This window comes from Microbacterium halotolerans, assembly GCF_003569805.1.
Lineage (GTDB): Bacteria > Actinomycetota > Actinomycetes > Actinomycetales > Microbacteriaceae > Microbacterium > Microbacterium halotolerans.
The window spans coordinates 1,931,895-1,949,462 of sequence record NZ_KZ984051.1 but is presented as its reverse complement, the minus strand read 5'-3'; the positions used below and the strand labels follow the sequence as shown (position 1 = coordinate 1,949,462).

Sequence of the window (17,568 nt, the reverse complement as noted above, 5' to 3'; positions counted from 1 at the left end):
CCGAATCAGGGGCTTTCGCAGGTGGCCAGCTCATCGGTCTGACCGGATGCGATCGCCTGCACTGCGTCCTCTGCCTGCGACAGAGTCGCGACGGCGAAGACGCTCAGGCCATCCGGAACGTGCCCGACGACGTCTTCGCAGTTGTCGGCGGGAGCGAGGAACCACTCGGCGCCCGCGTCACGCGCGCCGTATAGCTTCTGTCGGATGCCGCCGATCGCGCCGACAGTGCCCTCCGCATCGATCGTGCCGGTCCCCGCGATATTCTCGCCGCCCGTCATGTCCTCCTCGGTGAGCGTATCGATGATGCCCAACGCGAACATCGTGCCGGCGCTGGGGCCGCCGACGTCGTCGAGCTGGATCGTCACGTCGATCGGGAAGTCGAACGTCGTCATCGGCGTCAGGAGCACACCGATCGCCCAGCTGTCCTCACCGTCGATCGATGCGCGGGTGGGCGTGATCGACGTCGTGCCCTGCTCGCCGTCGCGCTCGTAGGTGATCTCGACGGACTCGCCGTCGCCCGCGGCGATGGCGAGCCGGAGGTCGTCGGTGTCGGCGATCGGCTCCCCGTCGGCGGTCAGCACGATGTCGCCGGGTTCGAGCCTGCCCGTTGCGGGCGCGCCTTCTGTGACGTCGACGACGGAGATCTCCGTCTCACCACCGACGTCGTAGCCGAGCTCCGTCAGCGCGGCGGCGGTCGCCTCGGCCTGCGAATCGACCATCATCGCGGCGTTCTGCTCTTCGCGGTCCTCTGTCGTGACGCCCTCCGGATACACGGAGTCCAGCGGCACGACCGCCTTGGACCGGTCGAACCAGGCCATCGCCAACTCGAACCAGCTCGGTGTGCGCTCGCGGTCGCCGAGCACCTGGACGGTGGTGAGGTCGAGGCTGCCGGTGGTCTCGTACGACTCGGCGTCATGCACCTCGATGAGCGGCATCTCCTCGCCGTCCGCCGATTCTGCTGTGCCGATGGTGTTGTAGACCGGGCCCGGCTGCTGCACCACGAACGAGGTCGGCAGGAACGACATGCCGAACAGGCCGACGAGCGCGACCGCCAGCGCAGCAGTGCCGACCGTGGTCCGCTTGCTCGTGTTCACTCAGTCTCCTGTCGCACTCGCCCCGCGAGGCATTCCCGTCTCGCCGCTGCAGCCCGTTCGCGGGCGGCGTACGGATCGCCGGCCGGTCGACGTGCCGCGAGCACTAGCGTAGAACGTGACAACCTCTCCGCACGCTGACAGCGGCGCACGAAAGGCGGCTGACGTGACCAGCGATGACTCCCCCCGCCCCGACGACGACTTCCCCGAGTTCCTGCGCAAGCTGTTCGAGGACGCGGGCTCCGGCGGCAACCCGCTCGCCGGCGGCGGACTCGACCCCGAGCAGCTGAAGCGACTGTCGGAGCAGATGGGCGCGGCCGGCATCGACCCCGCCATGCTGCAGCCGCTGATGCAGAGCATGCAGCAGGCGTTCGCGACCGCCGGTGACGGCGGCATCTCGTGGGACGCGGCGAAGCAACAGGCCTTGCATCTCGCCAATCAGGACGGCCACGCGATCACGACCGGTGAGAAGACCGACCACGAACAGGCGTTCGCACTCGCCGATCTGTGGCTGAGCGAGGCGACGACGATCTCCGAGCTCGCGGAGCCCGCACGCCCGATCACGCGCGGTGAGTGGGTCGAACTGACACTGCCCGTGTGGCAGGAGCTCGCCGAACCGGTCGCCACGAGCATGGCGGACGGGCTGATCGACGCGCTGCGCGCACAGTCGCCCGACGACATGCAGCAGATGCTCGACGGCGCGGGCAGGATGCTGCGCGGAATCGGCGGGCAGATGTTCGCCGGCCAGCTGGGCCATGTGATCGGCAAGCTCTCACGCGAGGTGGTGTCCGGCGGCGACGTCGGCATTCCCGTGATGCCTGCGGGAGCTGCGGCGATCGTGCCGCAGAACTTCGAGGATCTGGGCCGCGGGCTGGAGATTCCGGATGATCAGCTTGCGCTGTACATCGCGGCACGGGAACTGGCGCACGCACGCCTGTTCCGCCACGCGAAATGGCTGAGGCTGCAGGCGATCGGACAGGTCACCGACTTCGCCCGCGGCGTGGACATCGATGTCGAGCGGCTGGAAGACCTCGCGAGCCGCTTCGATCCGCAGAACCCGGATGAGCTGCGCGCGGCTCTCGAGTCCGGATCGCTGCTGCCCGAGCAGTCGGAGGCGCAGCGACGTGCTCTGGAGCGGCTCGAGACACTGCTCGCGCTGATCGAGGGCTGGGTCGACGTCGTCACGTCCGATGCGACGAACCGGATGCCTGGCGGCGACCGGATCGCCGAGGTGATCAGACGCAGGCGCGCGGCGGGAGGACCTGCGGAGGACGCGCTGGAAGCGCTCGTCGGGCTGCGGCTGAGACCGCGCCGACTGCGCGAGGCCGCCGACATGTGGCGGGCCGTGACGGATGCCGTCGGTATGTCCGCTCGTGATTCACTGTGGGACTACCCCGACCTGATGCCGGATTCCGCCGACATCGACGACCCGAGCGGGCTCATCTCGAGGCTCCAGGCGCGGGCCCGCGGCGAAGAGCCGGCGCCGGACGATTTCGATCAGGCGCTGGCGCAGCTGCTGTCGGAAGAGTCGGGCGATACGGCTGATGCACCCGACGACGGCACGGGCGACGAACCGGGCTCGGGAGAAGAGAAGGAGTAGCGCGCGCCTCGCGCGGCGCCCTCCACAGGGCGCGAGATGACCGGATCTGTCGGACCGGTCTGTGGACAAGGCGCCGTGCCGGGGGCGCAGCCGCGAGAATCGGCTCATGAGCCTCGTTCGCATCGATCCCCGCCATGGTCCGCTGTGGCGCGACGCGCACACGATGCAGTTCGGGCTCGACGGAGCCCTGTCCCTGCGCGACCCCGCGCCGTGGCAGGAGCGTGCGATCGCGCAGCTCGAGCTCGGCTTCCCTGGCGCGGGTGCGGAGCAGCTCGCCGCCGACCCTGCGCCGCTCGCCCGCAGCGCAGACGGTCCGGCCGCCGCGGTCGGCGAGCTGCTGCGCATGCTGACGCCGGTTCTCGAGACGATCGTGCCTGACGAGCACGGCGTGGTCGTCCGCGCGACCGACGCCGTCTCACCCGTCGTCGCAACGGCGGTGATCGACGCGCTGACGGACGACGGCTGGCCCGCCGCCTGGCTGGCCCCCGATGAGGAGCCCGTCGACCCTGCCACACCCGTCGTGCTCCTGGCCGCGCATGTCGTCCCGCCCCATCTCGGTGCACGGTGCGCCCGCGACGACGCACCGCATCTCCCGCTCGTGTTCACCACGTCCGGCGCCGAGGTCGGCCCTCTCGTGCTGCCTGGTCGATCGGCGTGCCTGGCGTGCCTCGACGCGCATCGCACCGCCGCGGATTCCGCGTGGCCCGTTCTCGCCTCTCAGCTGCTGCTGCGATCCGCTCCCACCGTCCCGCTGTCGCTCGCCGTCGGAGCGGCGAGTCTCACCGCCCGCCTGCTCCATGACGGCCTCGTCGCCGAGCAGCCCGAGCCCGCCGCTGACGAACCGCTCGCCACCCGCTCGGCGATGATCGAACACGCACCGACGGGCCCGGCCGCACCGGAGTGGGGCCTGCCCCGCCGATGGCTGACGCATCGCCCGCACCCCGAATGCCTCTGCCGCTCGGCCGAGCGCACGGCGGTCACCGTGCCGGTGCACGCAGCCTGAGAGATCCGGCTTCCGCTTCTCGCGACCGAAGCGTTCGTGCGCAGCTGTCAGTCCTCGAGCGGGCGCAGCGCGACGGACCCCGACCCCGCGCGCAGGGCTTTGGGACCGACGATCTCGCCGATGAACCGCGATGGCGTGCGCTCGTTCCTCCCCGTTCCCCGTGCCCACGTCACCGACAGCGTGCGCGCCGCGCGGGTGATGGCGACATAGGCGAGACGACGCTCCTCGTCGATCTGCTCGAGAGTCGTCGCATAGGAGATCGGCATCAGTCCCTCGGCGACGCCTGCGAGGTGCACGTGCGCCCATTCGAGGCCCTTGGCGGCGTGCACGGTCGCGAGCGTCACCGTCTTCAGCGCCGGCTCATGCTGGTCCTTGGCCCTGGCCAGCATCGCGTCGGCGAACGCACGCACCGTCGTGCCGCTGGGCGCCTCTTCGGCGAGCCGCATGATGGCCTGACGCGCCTCCCATGTGTCGCGCAGCGCACCACCCGCCTCCGGCGGATCCTCGCTGTGGCCGAGACTGCGCAGCACGTCGCGGACGTTGGCGATGCGCACCGCATCCTCTCGCGTGCGCCCCGACTCGAAGTCCCCGGCGATCGACGCCGTCGATGGGGCGACGGCCGCGGCACGCAGACCGAGGATCGCCTGGCGCACCTCGGGGAGATCGAAGAAGCGCTTGCCGCCGAGCACGGTCGTGGCGATGCCCCGTGCCGCGATGGCCTGCTGGATCGCCGCCGATTGCGCGTGCACGCGATACAGCACCGCGATCGCGTCCGGTGCGGCGCCCGCTGTCAGCTGCCGTTCGATCGCCTCGGCGATCCCCTCCGCCTCGCGCCGTTCGTCGTCGTACGCCGAGACCATCGGTGTCGGGGCGTGGGCATCCGTGTCACGGGCGACGAGTCTGAGCGCGCCCGGGCGCCCTTTCACCAGCGCGTTGGCGACATCGACGATCGTGCGATCGGAGCGGTAGTTGCGCTCGAGTCGGACCACCTTCGCGTCGGGGTAGCGCCGAGAGAAGTCGAGCAGGAACTTCGCGTCGGCGCCGGTGAACGAGTAGATGGTCTGGCTGGCATCGCCGACGACGCACAGGTCGCGGCGGTTGCCGAGCCACAGTTCGAGCAGCCGGTTCTGCAGCGGAGAGACGTCCTGGTACTCGTCGACCGTGAAGTGCCGGTACTGCTCTCGCACCGCGGCGGCGACCTTCGGTTCGCCCTCGAGCATCCCGGCGCATGCCAGCAGCACGTCCTCGAAGTCGAGCTGGCGACGCTGGTCCTTCAGCTCCTCGTACGACTTCATCATCGCGACCAGCGCATCCGGGCTGAGCTGCCCGACTCGGCGTCCGAGCCCGGCGTATGCGTCTATCGATCGCATCGTGACCTTGCGCCATTCGATCTGCGATGCGACGTCGCGCAGCGTCGCAGTGTCGGGTCTGAGACCGACGCCGTCGGCGGCGTGCGCAAGCAGACGCACCTTGTTGTCGATGATCTTCGGTGCGACGTCGCCGGCGACAGTCGGCCAGAAGTAGTTCAGCTGGCTCAGTGCGGCGGCGTGGAACGTCCGTGCGACCACGCCCTGCACACCGAGGTCCCGCAGCCGCCCTCGCAGCTCTCCCGCCGCCTTCGTCGTGAAGGTGAGCGCGAGCAGCCGACTCGGCGTGTACGCGCCGGTGTCGACGCCGTGCGCGATGCGATGCGTGATCGCACGGGTCTTGCCCGTGCCGGCTCCTGCGAGGATCGCGACGGGGCCGCGCAGGATGGACGCCGCCTCGCGCTGCTGCTCGTCGAGCGCATCGAGTGCGCTCACGCGCCACCGACCTCGTCGGTCGCGCGACCTTCCTGCGCCCATTCGGCGATGAGTCGGTGAGCGATCGACACCGGGCCCGGCAGGCCGAAATCGGCGCGTCCCGCCAAGCCGGAGCGGATCTCGTCCCGGGTGAACCAGCGCACGTCGATGATCTCGGTGCCGTCGGGACGCACCTCGTGCTCGGCTGCCGCCGTCGCACGATAGCCCAGCATCAGCGAGCGCGGATACGGCCACGGCTGCGATGCGACATAGCGCACGTCCTTCAGACGCACGCCCGCTTCCTCGAGCAGCTCGCGATGCACCGCCGTCTCGAGCGACTCACCGGCCTCGACGAAACCTGCGAAGCATGAGTACATCCGGCCCTTCCAGACGGCGTTCGCCCCGAGCAGCAGTCGTTCTCCGTCGCGGCTCTCGGTCGCGACGATGACGGCGGGATCGGTTCGGGGGAAGTGCTCGGCGCCGCACTCCGGGCAGGACCGCGACCAGCCCGACGTCGCGAGCGGGGACTGAGTTCCGCATCGCGAGCAGAACCGCTCGCCCAGGAATCGACCCAGGCTGACGGCGACGGTGAACAGGTCGGCGATCGGTGCAGGCAGGCTCGTGGCGGTCTCGCGCAGCGATGCCCAGCCGTCGCCGAGATCGGGGATCGGCCGTTCTCGCCCACGGGCTGCGGCGAGGAGCACCGCGCTCCCCTCATCGTCGCGTCCGAGGAACGCCCAATCGACGGGCGAGCCCACGAGCTCTGCGACGTCGTCGGGCGACAGCCAGCCCAGTCCATCCGTCGCTCGCGGGGCGGAGTCGCCGTGGATGAGCAGCACGCGAGTGCGCGGATCAGCCAGCGCCTTCTCGAGAAGGTCGCCCTGCTCCCGTTCCTCTGCCGCTCGATCGACGATTCCTGCAGGGGCGGGTTGGAACATGCGGTGCCTCTCCTTGCGGGCGTGGCGTGAAGCAAATGCGGCCGGTCGACCTAATCTGAATCGCATGGCACGCTCTCCCCTCACTCTAGCGGCGGCTGTCACGGCGGCAGTTCCCGGCGTGAGAATCGCCGGCGCGCGCCGGCTCAGCGCGGGGGGCGATGAGCGCTACGACTCGGCGATCGCCACGCTCGGCGACGGGCGCGAGGTCGTCATCCGGGTTCCCGTCGACGAAGAGGCGGAGCATGAGCTCGCCTCGCAGGTCGTCGCGCTTCGAGCCCTGACTCCCGGTGTGCGAGGCCTGCTCGGCATCGACGGACCGGAGTTCCTCGGGCAGGCTTCGATCGACGGCACTCGCGCCGTCGTGACCACGATGCTTCCCGGCTATCAGATCGATGCCGGTGAGATCCCACCGGGTGAGGGCGCTGCCCGCTCCATCGGCCGCGCGCTGGCCGCCATCCACGCATTGCCCGCATCCGTCGTCCGTGCCGCAGGCCTGCGGGAGCACGGTGCAGCGGAGGCACGCGCCGATGCCGCGCATGTGCTCGACAGGGCGGCTGCCAGCGGCCACGTGCCTGTGCGCCTCACGGTGCGTTGGCGCGAGGCGATCGACGATGACAGGCTCTGGTCGTTCGAGCCGACCATCGTGCTCGGCGGGGTCGGAGCCTCGGCGTTCCTGTTCGGCGACGATGAGCGCGGCGCGCCCATCGTGACCGGTGTGTACGACTGGCACGGGCTCGCCGTCGACGATCCCGCCATCGATCTGCGCTGGTTGTCGACGGCGCAGACGGCGGAGGACGACGTCATCGACGCCTATACGGAAGCCGCGCACCGCGCTCCCGACCCGGCGCTGCGCGTGCGGGCTCGGCTGCACGCCGAGATGGAGTTCGCCCGCTGGCTGCTGCACGGCGCGGACGCGCGGCGCGATGACGTCGTCAGCGACGCCGCCGGCCTGCTCGAGACGCTGGCCGACGACATCCGGGACTACGGCCTGCTCGACGACCTTCCCCGCGACGGCGAAGTCGACGTCAACGAAGCGATTGCGCTCATCGGGCGCGTGCCGGAGCGCGCCGAGCAGCAGCACACCCCGACGGCGATGGAGACCGACGCTTATTCTCCCGAGGATCTCGCGTTCGCCGAGGGCTCGAACTGGGACGACACGGACGACGATGACGCGGACGACGCGGAGCATCGCCGTCAGCAGGAGTTCCAGCAGACGGAGCCGGTGGAGTTCTCTGGCTTCGAGCGCGATGTGCTCGCCGACGACGCCGAACACGATTCAGACGACCGGGAAGACGCCGGCCGCTCGTAGAGAGCGGTCTGCGCCGACCGCTACCCCTCCCGTGCCGCGTTCCAACGGGAGATGATGTCCGCCTCGCCCGGCACGTCGGTGTCGTCGCGCAGCACGAGGTCGTCGGCGACGTAGAACAGTGCGACGTCGATCTTGTCCAGCGGGATTCCGTGCCGCCGGTGATAGGCCAGCCGGTACAGCGCGAGCTGGATCATCCGGTCTTCGCGCTCAGCGGCTGTCCGGGGCGCGCGACCCGTCTTCCAGTCGACGATCTCGACGCGCCCGTCTCGCTCGTACACGGCATCGAGTTTGCAGATCACGATGTGAGGCGGCTCGCCCTCGGCCGTCGGCAGGGCGAAGTCGATCTCGGTCTCGACCTCGATCGGCTGCAGCTCCGCCCACTCGCTGCGTTCGAAGATCGCGCGAAGCCGGGCGAGATCTGCCTCATCGGCGGCGGATGCATCCTCAGCGCCGTTCTGGTGCTCCGCCGGCGCTGCGGGTGAGGCGACGATGAGCTCGTCCTCCTCCCAGAGCGGGTCGTCGAGCGCGGGGCCGCTCCCCACCAGGCCGGAGCGCTGCTCGACCCACTGATGGAACAGGGTTCCCAGCCGGGTCTGGCGATACGGTTTCTCCGGCATCGGGCGCCCGATCTCGCTCACGGTGCCCGCATAGTCGGTGACATAGTCCTTGAACCGCGATGCCGGCAGTCGCGTGGGGGGCGCCGGCGGCTGGCCTCCCTCACGCAGGCGGCGCTCCTCCAGCAGTCGGCGCAGCTGCGGGCTCGGCTCGAACGGCGCGGTTCGGTCCGCGGCGAGCGCGTCACCGGCGAGGCGGACGGCGCCGTCGACGACCGCTCGGCGCGCGCCGAGCGGGTCCAACGGCCAGGTCACGGTGCGCCCTTCACCGTCATACGGGTTCTCCTCTCCCGGGTCGAGTTCGATGTCATCCAGCCCGAGTTCGTCGATGATGTCGATCAGGTAGTCGCTGACCGCGCGCGGTCGTTTCCCTCCAGACCAGGACGAGCCGGTGAGCAGCAGATGCGACTTCGCACGGGTGACGGCCACGTACGCGAGCCTTCGCTCCTCGGCGAGGTCGTGCTCCTTGTTCAGCTCTTTGAACGCTTTGATCTGCCTGGCGAGCGTCCTGCCGTCCTCGCCCGGTTCCCAGTCCAGCAGCGGCAGCGCCCTGCTGTCGCCCCGGAACGCGTACGGAAGCTGCCCGAAGCCGAGCCATCCCAGCGTGCTGCGGGGCTTCTTGGGAACCTCATCCTCGACCATCCGGACGACAGCGACGGCGTCCCATTCCAGCCCCTTCGATCCGTGGATCGTGAGCAGCTGTACGACACCGGGCTCCGGAGGCTCGCTGCGCGGCTTCAGCTCGTCGGTGTCCTCTGCGTGCTTCAGCCACGCCAGCAGACTGCCGATTGTGCCGTGCTCGTCGGCCGAGAGGAACCTCCGCACCTCGTCGGAGAAAGCGCGCAGCTGCGTCGCGGCGGTGCGGGCCGGGCCGCGGCTCTCGTTGGCCGCGAGCTCGATGTCGAGCCGAAGCTCCGACTCGATCAGCCGGATCAGCTCGGGCACCGGCTGCCCTGCGGCGGCCCTGAGTCGGTCGAACATCGCGGCGGCTTCGCGCATCCGGGTTCTGCCGGCGGAGCTGATCTGCTCGAACAATCGGTAGTCATCAGGCATCTGGCGCAGGAAGTCCAGCGCGTCGATGATCGACACCTGCTCGTCGGCGCCTGTGGACGAGCGGATCTTCGCGCGCATCTCGTCGCTCAGCGGTGCAAGGGTCTCGTCGCGCTGCGAGAGCGTCGTGGCGAGATCGTAGAGCGCACCCATGTCGGCCACCCCGATGCCGAAGCGCGGACCCACCAGCAGCCGGATGAGGGCGGAGCCCTGGGTGGGGTCGTGCACCACGCGGAGCGCCGAGATCACGTCGACGACCTCGGGGGTGGCCAGCAGGCCGCCGAGGCCGAGGATGCGGTGAGGGATGCCCAGCCGGTCGAGCGCGTCGGCGAACTTCTGCATGTGCTTCTTCGCGCGGAACAGGATCGCCCCGGTGTGCGGCTTCGACTCGGCATGCGCCGCGCGCGCGTCGGCGAACCATTCTGCGACTGCGGCGGCCTCATCGTCGATGGTGAGTTCGAAGCGCACGTCGACGTGCCCTTCGCCCACGCCCGGGCGGTCCTCGAGCGGTTCGACACGGAAGCCGCCGTCTGCACGGAAGGGCGCCAGCAGGCGGTTCGCCGCGGACAGCACCCTGCGATCATTGCGCCAGCTCGTCATCAGGTCGTAGCGGCTGGCGGGCACCCCGCGTGAGAACGCGCCGGAGAAGGCGGGCAGGTTGTCGGCGCTCGCGCCTCGCCAGCCGTAGATCGACTGGTTCGGGTCGCCGACGGCCATCACCGCCGTATCGCGGAACACCATCGCGAGCAGCTCCGTCTGCGTCACCGAGGTATCCTGGTACTCGTCGAGCAGCACCACGGGGTACTGCTGCGCGAGTTCCACGCCGACCTGCGGTGCTCGCTCGATGACCTCGATCGCTCCTGTCACCTGATCGGCGAAGTCGAGCACGCCGCGGCGCTGCTTCTCCGTTCCGTACTCCTCGACGAGCTGCAGCAGCCGGCCGAGCGAGCGCAGGTTGCCAGCGGCGCTGCGGGCATCCTCGTTCGTCGCGATCGTCGCCACAGCGTCGCCGAGACCGGCGGCGTACTCTGCCACGGCGGCGAGGTCCGCGCGGTGGTCGAGCACGTCGCCTGCGAGCGACTTCACGCGCTCGATGATCGTGTTCAGACCGTTGTCGATCTCGTCGAGGCCCGCCTCGTCCGCGCCCATCACGATATCGCGCACGATCAGCCACGACGCGGAGTCGCTCAGCAGCGCCGCCTCGGGGTCGCGCCCGATCCGTGCGGCGTGCTCGCGCACGATCTGGTCGGCGAAGGCGTTGTAGGTCGACACGCGCGGGCGATCGAGCACACCCCGCATCTGCTGCCCCGTGGTCGGATCCCATCCGGTCCGGTACCGTTCGGCCAGTTCGTCGAGCATCGCCCGTCGCGCGGCGTGGGCGCCGCGCTCCGTCGCCGCGTGCGCGCGCATCAGTTCGCCGGATTCGACGATACTGGTCAGATGAGGCAGCAGGCCGCGGTCAGCGATCTCGCCGATGCGCTCGAGACGTGCGGCGATGCGCTCCGCCAGCTCGCCTGCGGCCTTGCGCGTGAAGGTGAGGCCGAGGATCTCGCTCGGCGCGACATGTCCGTTGGCGACGAGCCACACGACCCTGCCGGACATCGTCTCCGTCTTGCCGCTGCCCGCCCCGGCCACGACGAGCGCCGGCGCAGGGGGAGCCTCGATCACGGCCCTCTGCGCGTCCGTCGGCGACGGCAGCCCGAGGGCGGCCGCGATCGTCCTTGCATCGAGCCGCAGCGGGCCCGACCATTCCGGCGCGCTCACGATGCGCTCACCGCCTTCACTGTGTGGAGTCGGCAGAGGGTGGGGCGATGCGACCCCTGGCAGTGCGCGTCGACGCTCGCGGTGAAGCCCGCGGCCGACATGCCCCGCGCGGCGTCGACCACGCGTTGAAGGAAGGCGGCCCGCTCCTCCGTGCCGTGCGCGCGCTGGTGCGCTACGCGGTATGCCGCCTTGCCCGTGGCTTTGGAGACGACCACGAGCCTCGCCCCCGCCAGCGACGCAGGAGACGCGTCAGGGATCAGCCCTGCCTCGACGGCGAGCTGGTACGCGGCCAGCTGAGCGTCTTCGGCCACCTTGCCGTCGCCCAGGCGGTCCTCGAAAGTCCCGGTCTTCAGGTCGGCGATCACGATCTGCTCGCTCGCCGCGGGGTCGCGCGGGGCGATGGGTTCCCATGCGCGGCCGCGCGCACCGCCGTGGTCACCGTGCCCTGGCGGGTAGGCCTCCACACGGTCGATCACACCCCTGATCAGGGCGAGCGGCCCCGCATCATCGGGGCGGCGTCCACCCTCCGGTACGCCGATCACTGTGTGCTCCGAACCATCGGAGGTCTCGGCATCTGGGTCGAAGGGGATCACGACCTCGAACGGCGCCTCGACCTGGAGCACGCGCCCGCCGTCTGACGCTGTGGCGCTGGCATAGCGGTGCAGGTTCTGCAGCGAGAGTTCGACGCGGTCTCGACTCTGCTTCTCGAGCCAGCCCGCTTCGAACTCGAGCTCGCCCCACCGCTCGTCGACGACGCGGCGCATCTCGTCGATGTCGCCGCCGGGCGAGGCCTCGAGAGCGGCGTGCAGGATGGTGCCGATGCCCGTCGAAGCCGACTTCGACGTGTCGCCGCCGAGCATCCGAATGGCCCAGTCCAGCCCGCAGTCTTCGAAAGTCTGCATCATCGACGGCGAGACCCTCACCGGCCGTTCGTGCGCGTCGATCAGCGGTTCGAGGGTCGTCGGCTCCGCCGCGCCGTACCATTCTGCGGGGTCGGCGCCCGCGACGCCCTCCCGCGCGAGCACCGCGATCTGCTCCGCCGCGTGCCGTCGTCCGGTCGCCCCGGCGGTCGAACTCGTCAGTGCGCGGCGGTGCCTGGCGACCAGGCCGCGCAGGGTGAGCGGATGATCGAGCCCCGTCTCTCCACCCGGCTGCGCCGTCTCCTGTGTCGGCGGCTCCGGTACGAGGTCGAGCAGCGGACTCGGCGACTGATCGTCATCGCTCACGGCAGTGAGCAGCACGCGCGAGCGGGCGCGGGCGACCGCTCGCACGAACAGCCTGAGCTCGTCGTGCAGCGCCGACCTGCGCCGGTCGAGGGAGCTGGGCGGCTCCGGTTCGGTGCCGCCCGCCCGCGCAGAGCCGACCGCATCTGCGAGACGCCATGCGTCGAGCATCCCTCCGCGCAGGCGCACGTTCGGCCACACGCCGTCCTGCAGGCCGGCGACGACGACGGCGTCGAACTCCCGCCCGAGGGCGGACGCCGGAGTGAGAAGCGTCACGGTGCCCGGCCGCTCCGGTGCGTTCAGCGAGTCCTCCGGAACGTCGCTGTCGAGGATTCCGTGGATGAAAGGGGTCGGCCCCTCCCCCGGTGAGCGCTCGACGAAGCGCTTGGCGGCCGCGAACAGCGCGACGAGCCCGTCGAGCGCGCGCCCCGTCTCCGCCGCGAGGGGACGCGACGATGTCGCCAGCTCCTGCCATGCCCTCGACAGCGTGCGACCATCGAGGGTGCGCGCGCCGCTCCATGCCTCCCAGAGAAGCTCGTGGATCGTTGCTCCCGCCTCGCCGAGTTCGGCCACTCTGCGCAGCGTTGCGCCGAATCGCTTCGCCGCGCGTGCCTCCGAGGTGTCGATCGCGTCGAACAGGTCGGGCTCGTTCAGCGCCTCAGCGAGAAGCTGCTTCGCCGAGCGCGTGCCGCCGTCCGCGAGTTCGCGGTGACGCAGCCTCGCGCGCAGCCTGCGCAGGGCCACCCCGTCGAAACCGCCGTATGGTGAGCGCAGAGCGGCGACCAGCGCATCGGGGTCGCGCGCCGGAGCATGCTGCAGCCCGAGGCGCACGATCTCGACGAGCTCTCGCACCGCGCGCTCCTCGCCGAGCGGCTTCTGCACTCCGGCCGCCCGCGTCGGCACCTCACGGGCGGCGAGCTCCGCTTCGAGCACCGTGATCTGGCTGGTGTCGTGCGCGATCACCGCCATGTTCTGCCATGGCACCCCGTCGTCGAGATGCCACGAGCGCAGTGCCCACGCGATGCGATCGATCTCCTCGTGCGGTGAACCGGCGATGAGGCGCCCGACTGCCGCGGGCGCGTCGATCTCCTGGCCGGGCGGGCGTCGATGGTCGACGCGACCTGCGGCGCCGATCTGCTGCGTGACGACGCGGGCGAGGCGCGAGATCGCCGGATGGCCGCGGTGATCCTCGCCGAGAACCTGCACGCCGCCGAGAACGCCTGCCAGCCGAGCGAACAGCTCGGGTGTGACGCCCCGGAACGCGCCGGACCCGATGTCGGGGTCGCCGAAGGCGAGCACCGCGACGCCGCGGGCACGCAGCGCCTCGACCAGGGCGATCCCACCGCGGGTGAGCTCCTGCGCGTCATCGATCATGACCACGCGCAGCCGATCGATGTCACCGAGCGGACCGTGCCCGTCGGCGCCGAGCGCCGCCGCGGCCTCGCCGTACAGCTCCGAGCTGTCGCGATGCGCCTCGCGCATACCTGCGAGCACGTTGCGATAGTCGCGGACGAACCCCGCCACCGCCGCCCACGTCTCGTCGCCAAGCGACTCGAGCTCCATCGGCTCGACACCCATTTCGGTGAGCTCGCTGAGGAAAGCCCGCAGCTCGGAGCGGAAGCCCGCCGAACGCCGCACCAGCGGGCCCAGGTGTGACGGCCAACGGACGAGCCCCCGCTCTTCGTCGTTCTCATCGCCCGCGAGAATCTCAGCGATGATGCGGTCCTGGTCGGCTCCCGTCAGCAGCCGCGGCGGCGCCTCGCCGCGGCGCACGGCGTCTCCGCGCACGATCTGGAACGCCAGCGAGCCCACCGACCGCGCCAGCGGACCAGGGGTGGCGACGTCGACGCGCACCCCCAGCTCGTCGCGCAGCCGGGTCGCCGACGTTCGGGTCGGCGTGAGCACGACGATCTCGCCCGGCTCCACCGCGCCGGCCCCGAGCATCCGGCCCACGCGTTCGACCAGCACCGAGGTCTTGCCGGTGCCGGACGCCCCGATCACCGTTCCCGATGCTGCTGTCGGCAGGTCGAGCACCTCGCGCTGATCGCCGCTCGGCTGAAATCTCATCACGCGACCACGCTATCCGCACCCTCGGACACTCCCTCGGCGTTCGCCGTCAGCGTGCACGGGGCCGCGGTGTCCGAGGCGTGCCATAGGCTGAGGAGAGGACCGGCAGGCGCCGGCCCCGACGTGACGAAAGGTAGCCCCGTGGACATCCGCATCGGCCTCACGAACACCGCCCGCGAGCTCAGCTTCGAGTCCACTCAGACTGCTGAGCAGGTGAAGAAGACCGTCGCAGACGCGCTGACGAAGGGCACCGTGCACATCGACTTCACCGATGCCAAGGGCGCCAGCTACCTCGTCCCGACCGCGAACATCGCCTACGTCGAGGTGGGCGCGGAGACGAAGAACCCCGTCGGCTTCGTCTCGTAACCGATCATGTACATCCTGCTTGCTCTCATCACCGCGGCCGCGTTCGGCATCGGGCTGCACTTCCTGCTCCCGCACCGGAGCGACCGGGGCGTCGTCCTGACGCCCGGCGTCGCTGTTGCCACGGCGGCTGCCGCCTACGCGCTCCTGACCTGGCTGCAATGGGGCGAGGGCAACGTGTGGCTGTGGCTCGTGACGTTCGCGGCCGCGATCATCGCCTCGATCACCGTCACCGTCGTCGTCGGTGTCAGGCGAGCGCGCTTCGACGCCGCAGAGCGGGAGCGACTCGGCATCGCCTGATCGCCTCGGCCCGCTGTCCGACGCCGACGGCATCCGGCGCCTGGGGCATCGGGTCGTTCAGGAGTTGAGGCCGAGTTCGTCCATCCGGCGCGAGTGCGCGGCCATGAGCGCTGTGAACACGGGCTCGATGCGTTTCTCGTCGGTGGCGAGCCGCTCCGGAACCAGCGCACTGCGCGCCACCAGAAGCGTGTCGCCCACCAGCCGTCTCGCCCACATCGAGAGCAGGTCGCGCCACTCCTCGTCGCTCGAGATCGTCTCGCCCAGAATCTCCTCGATCTGTTCGCGATCGCTGCTCTCCCCCAGGATCCGCTCGACGCGGCGCCCGACCTCGCCGTAGCCGGACGAGAGCGCGAGGTAGAAGTCGTCGAGCATCCCTGCCGTGATGTGCACGGCGAGCATCGTCTCTCGGGGGCGCGCACCGATCGTCTTGCCTCGGAACTCGTCGAGCTGCTCTCGGAACGGTTCCATCGCATCCGTGGGGTCGCCGACGCGATCCCGGATCAGGTCGACCAGCTGGCGATGCTTGGCGAGCGCGCGTCCCGCAGCGAGCGAGATCGCTTCCTTCTCGCCGAGACCGGGAGTGGCCCTGACGAGACGGCCGAGCGTCTCGAAGTACCCCAGCTGCAGATACGCCGCCTGGCCGAGGAACGTCGACACATCGGGCGCCAGCTCGGCGAAGTCGACCCGGCGGGCGTCGCTGAGCTCGCCCCTGGACCGCAGCCGCAGCACGCGAGCCGGCGGCCGTCGCCTCCAGAACCAATTCACCACGTCGCAAGCATACGGGCCCGGCGCAGAGGCCGGTGCAGACGCGGTTCAGCTGCGAGCATCGGCGATGAGCGTCCGGCCGCAAGGCCGAAGAGGAGACGTGCTCAGGGCCGCGCCCCTGCGACGCTCGATCGTTCGCCTCAAGAATGGGAGCATTCTCGCCTCTTGCTCAATCGCATGCTCTGCACTCCGACGAGGAGAACGCCGCGGACGGTCGCTCAGCGGCCGGCGCAGCAGGTGCCGTAGTCTGGGTGGCGGCCCTGGCGAAGTGTTCGGGCCACCGCGCCTGGGGAAGCAAGGGCGTGGAACCTTACTTCGAGGCGGCAGAGGCCGCCGGACAGGCAGTACATACGTGACACGTTTCGCAGATCTCAACGTCGATCAGGACATCCTCGATGCCCTGACCACCAAGGGCATCGAGGATTCCTTCCCGATTCAGGAGCAGACGATCCCGCTCTCGCTCCCAGGCCAGGACGTGATCGGCCAGGCCAAGACGGGCACCGGCAAGACTTTCGGCTTCGGCATCCCCGTCGTGCAGCGTCTCGGCGAGAACCCGGAGCCCGGTGTGAAGGCCCTCATCGTCGTCCCGACCCGCGAGCTCGCGGTGCAGGTGTACGAAGACATGGACATGCTCACCTCGAACCGGCCCACGAGCGTCGTCGCGATCTACGGCGGCAAGGCGTACGAGGGGCAGATCGACCAGCTCAAGGCCGGCGCACAGATCGTCGTCGGCACGCCGGGTCGCCTCATCGACCTCGCGAACCAGCGCCTTCTGAACCTGTCGAACGCCACCGAAGTCGTGCTCGACGAGGCGGACAAGATGCTCGATCTCGGCTTCCTGCCCGACATCGAGAAGATCTTCCAGATGGTGTCGGCCAAGCGCCACACGCAGCTGTTCAGCGCGACGATGCCGGGCCCCATCCTGTCGCTGGCTCGCAGATTCATGTCGTCGCCGATCCACATCCGCGCGACGGATCCGGATGAGGGACTCACGCAGGCGAACATCAAGCACGTCATCTACCGCGCACACTCGCTCGACAAGGACGAGGTCATCGGCCGCATCCTGCAGTCGCGCGGTCGAGGCAAGACGATCATCTTCACTCGCACGAAACGTGCGGCGCAGCGGCTCGTCGATGAGCTGAGCGACCGCGGTTTCAGCACGGGCGGCGTGCACGGCGACATGGGTCAGGAGCAGCGCGAGCGCTCGATGGCGGCGTTCAAGGCGGGCAAGAAGGACGTCATGGTCGCAACCGACGTCGCCGCCCGCGGCATCGACGTCAACGACGTCACCCACGTGATCAATCACACGATCCCTGATGACGATATGACGTACCTACACAGGGCGGGCCGCACGGGTCGTGCCGGCAACGAGGGCATCGCCGTCACGTTCGTCGACTGGGACGATCTGCACAAGTGGGCACTCATCAACCGCGCGCTCGACTTCGGCCAGCCGGAGCCGGTCGAGACGTACTCGTCGAGCCCGCACCTGTACACGGACCTCGACATCCCCGAGGGTACGAAGGGCCGCATCTCGTCCGCGCCGAAGTCGGACAAGCCTCGACGCCGCAGCGGTGAGAACCGCGGCCGTTCGCAGGGCGGCTCCGATCGCCCCGCCGGTCAGGACGGCCAGTCCTCGCGCCGTCGCCGCCGCCCTGGGTCATCCGGAGCCGGTGAGCAGAGCGAGCAGCGGACTGAGGGCG

Annotated in this window: 12 protein-coding genes; 6 read left to right on the top strand and 6 right to left on the bottom strand. The window is 70.0% G+C overall.

From position 1 onward, the window contains the following. Positions 1-5 precede the first annotated feature (5 nt). On the bottom strand, positions 6-1,094 hold the full coding sequence (locus DZG09_RS09020; protein ID WP_240423803.1) for a YlbL family protein: 1,089 nt from the start codon (positions 1,092-1,094) through the stop codon (positions 6-8). A 163-nt stretch (positions 1,095-1,257) separates the two neighbouring features. Between DZG09_RS09020 and DZG09_RS09015 the strand changes: the two genes are divergently transcribed. Together DZG09_RS09015 and DZG09_RS09010 are read left to right on the top strand one after the other, a co-directional pair. Continuing rightward, positions 1,258-2,691 (top strand): zinc-dependent metalloprotease, encoded by a 1,434-nt coding sequence (locus DZG09_RS09015; protein WP_205529109.1) that lies wholly within the window; start codon positions 1,258-1,260, stop codon positions 2,689-2,691. A 106-nt stretch (positions 2,692-2,797) separates the two neighbouring features. Continuing rightward, positions 2,798-3,694, top strand: a complete 897-nt coding sequence (locus tag DZG09_RS09010; protein WP_119697242.1) for a hypothetical protein — start codon at positions 2,798-2,800, stop codon at positions 3,692-3,694. A 47-nt stretch (positions 3,695-3,741) separates the two neighbouring features. Here the strand turns inward: DZG09_RS09010 and DZG09_RS09005 are convergent, their stop codons facing one another. Both DZG09_RS09005 and nudC read right to left on the bottom strand, forming a co-directional pair. Continuing rightward, complete coding sequence (locus DZG09_RS09005) at positions 3,742-5,538, bottom strand: ATP-dependent helicase (protein WP_119697241.1); 1,797 nt, start codon at positions 5,536-5,538, stop codon at positions 3,742-3,744. Beyond that, positions 5,493-6,413 (bottom strand): NAD(+) diphosphatase, encoded by a 921-nt coding sequence (gene nudC, locus DZG09_RS09000; protein WP_119697240.1) that lies wholly within the window; start codon positions 6,411-6,413, stop codon positions 5,493-5,495. The genes DZG09_RS09005 and nudC overlap by 46 nt, the downstream gene beginning before the upstream one ends. A 64-nt stretch (positions 6,414-6,477) precedes the next feature. On the opposite strand from nudC, the gene DZG09_RS08995 reads away from it, so the two are divergent. Next, on the top strand, positions 6,478-7,722 hold the full coding sequence (locus DZG09_RS08995) for a protein kinase family protein (protein WP_119697239.1): 1,245 nt from the start codon (positions 6,478-6,480) through the stop codon (positions 7,720-7,722). Between the two features lie 20 nt (positions 7,723-7,742). On the opposite strand, the gene DZG09_RS08990 is transcribed toward DZG09_RS08995, so the two are convergent. Then, a complete protein-coding gene (locus DZG09_RS08990; protein ID WP_240423799.1) occupies positions 7,743-11,150 on the bottom strand; it encodes an ATP-dependent DNA helicase in 3,408 nt (1,135 codons plus the stop codon). Beyond that, a complete protein-coding gene (locus DZG09_RS08985; protein ID WP_119697238.1) occupies positions 11,147-14,440 on the bottom strand; it encodes an ATP-dependent helicase in 3,294 nt (1,097 codons plus the stop codon). Before DZG09_RS08985 ends, DZG09_RS08990 begins: the two co-directional genes overlap by 4 nt. Positions 14,441-14,581: 141 nt before the next feature. On the opposite strand from DZG09_RS08985, the gene DZG09_RS08980 reads away from it, so the two are divergent. After that, positions 14,582-14,806, top strand: a complete 225-nt coding sequence (locus tag DZG09_RS08980; protein WP_119697237.1) for a DUF3107 domain-containing protein — start codon at positions 14,582-14,584, stop codon at positions 14,804-14,806. A 6-nt stretch (positions 14,807-14,812) separates the two neighbouring features. After that, positions 14,813-15,103, top strand: coding sequence for a hypothetical protein (locus DZG09_RS08975; protein WP_119697236.1), 291 nt, complete (start codon positions 14,813-14,815; stop codon positions 15,101-15,103). Positions 15,104-15,160: 57 nt separating this feature from the next. On the opposite strand, the gene DZG09_RS08970 is transcribed toward DZG09_RS08975, so the two are convergent. Beyond that, positions 15,161-15,871 (bottom strand): ferritin-like fold-containing protein, encoded by a 711-nt coding sequence (locus tag DZG09_RS08970; RefSeq protein WP_119697235.1) that lies wholly within the window; start codon positions 15,869-15,871, stop codon positions 15,161-15,163. A gap of 349 nt (positions 15,872-16,220) precedes the next feature. Here DZG09_RS08970 and DZG09_RS08965 point away from each other — a divergent pair. Further along, the coding region (locus DZG09_RS08965) for a DEAD/DEAH box helicase (protein WP_162893242.1) at positions 16,221-17,568 on the top strand (1,348 nt) is incomplete at its 3' end.

What these genes read in the sequence shown, in the direction of transcription:
- DZG09_RS08975 (WP_119697236.1), top strand. Translation starts at nt 14,813, where the DNA reads ATGTACATCCTGCTTGCTCTCATCACCGCGGCCGCGTTCGGCATCGGG.
- DZG09_RS09010 (WP_119697242.1), top strand. Translation starts at nt 2,798, where the DNA reads ATGAGCCTCGTTCGCATCGATCCCCGCCATGGTCCGCTGTGGCGCGAC.
- DZG09_RS08995 (WP_119697239.1), top strand. Translation starts at nt 6,478, where the DNA reads ATGGCACGCTCTCCCCTCACTCTAGCGGCGGCTGTCACGGCGGCAGTT.
- DZG09_RS08985 (WP_119697238.1), bottom strand. Translation starts at nt 14,440, where the DNA reads ATGAGATTTCAGCCGAGCGGCGATCAGCGCGAGGTGCTCGACCTGCCG.
- DZG09_RS09005 (WP_119697241.1), bottom strand. Translation starts at nt 5,538, where the DNA reads ATGGGCGCAGGAAGGTCGCGCGACCGACGAGGTCGGTGGCGCGTGAGC.
- nudC (WP_119697240.1), bottom strand. Translation starts at nt 6,413, where the DNA reads ATGTTCCAACCCGCCCCTGCAGGAATCGTCGATCGAGCGGCAGAGGAA.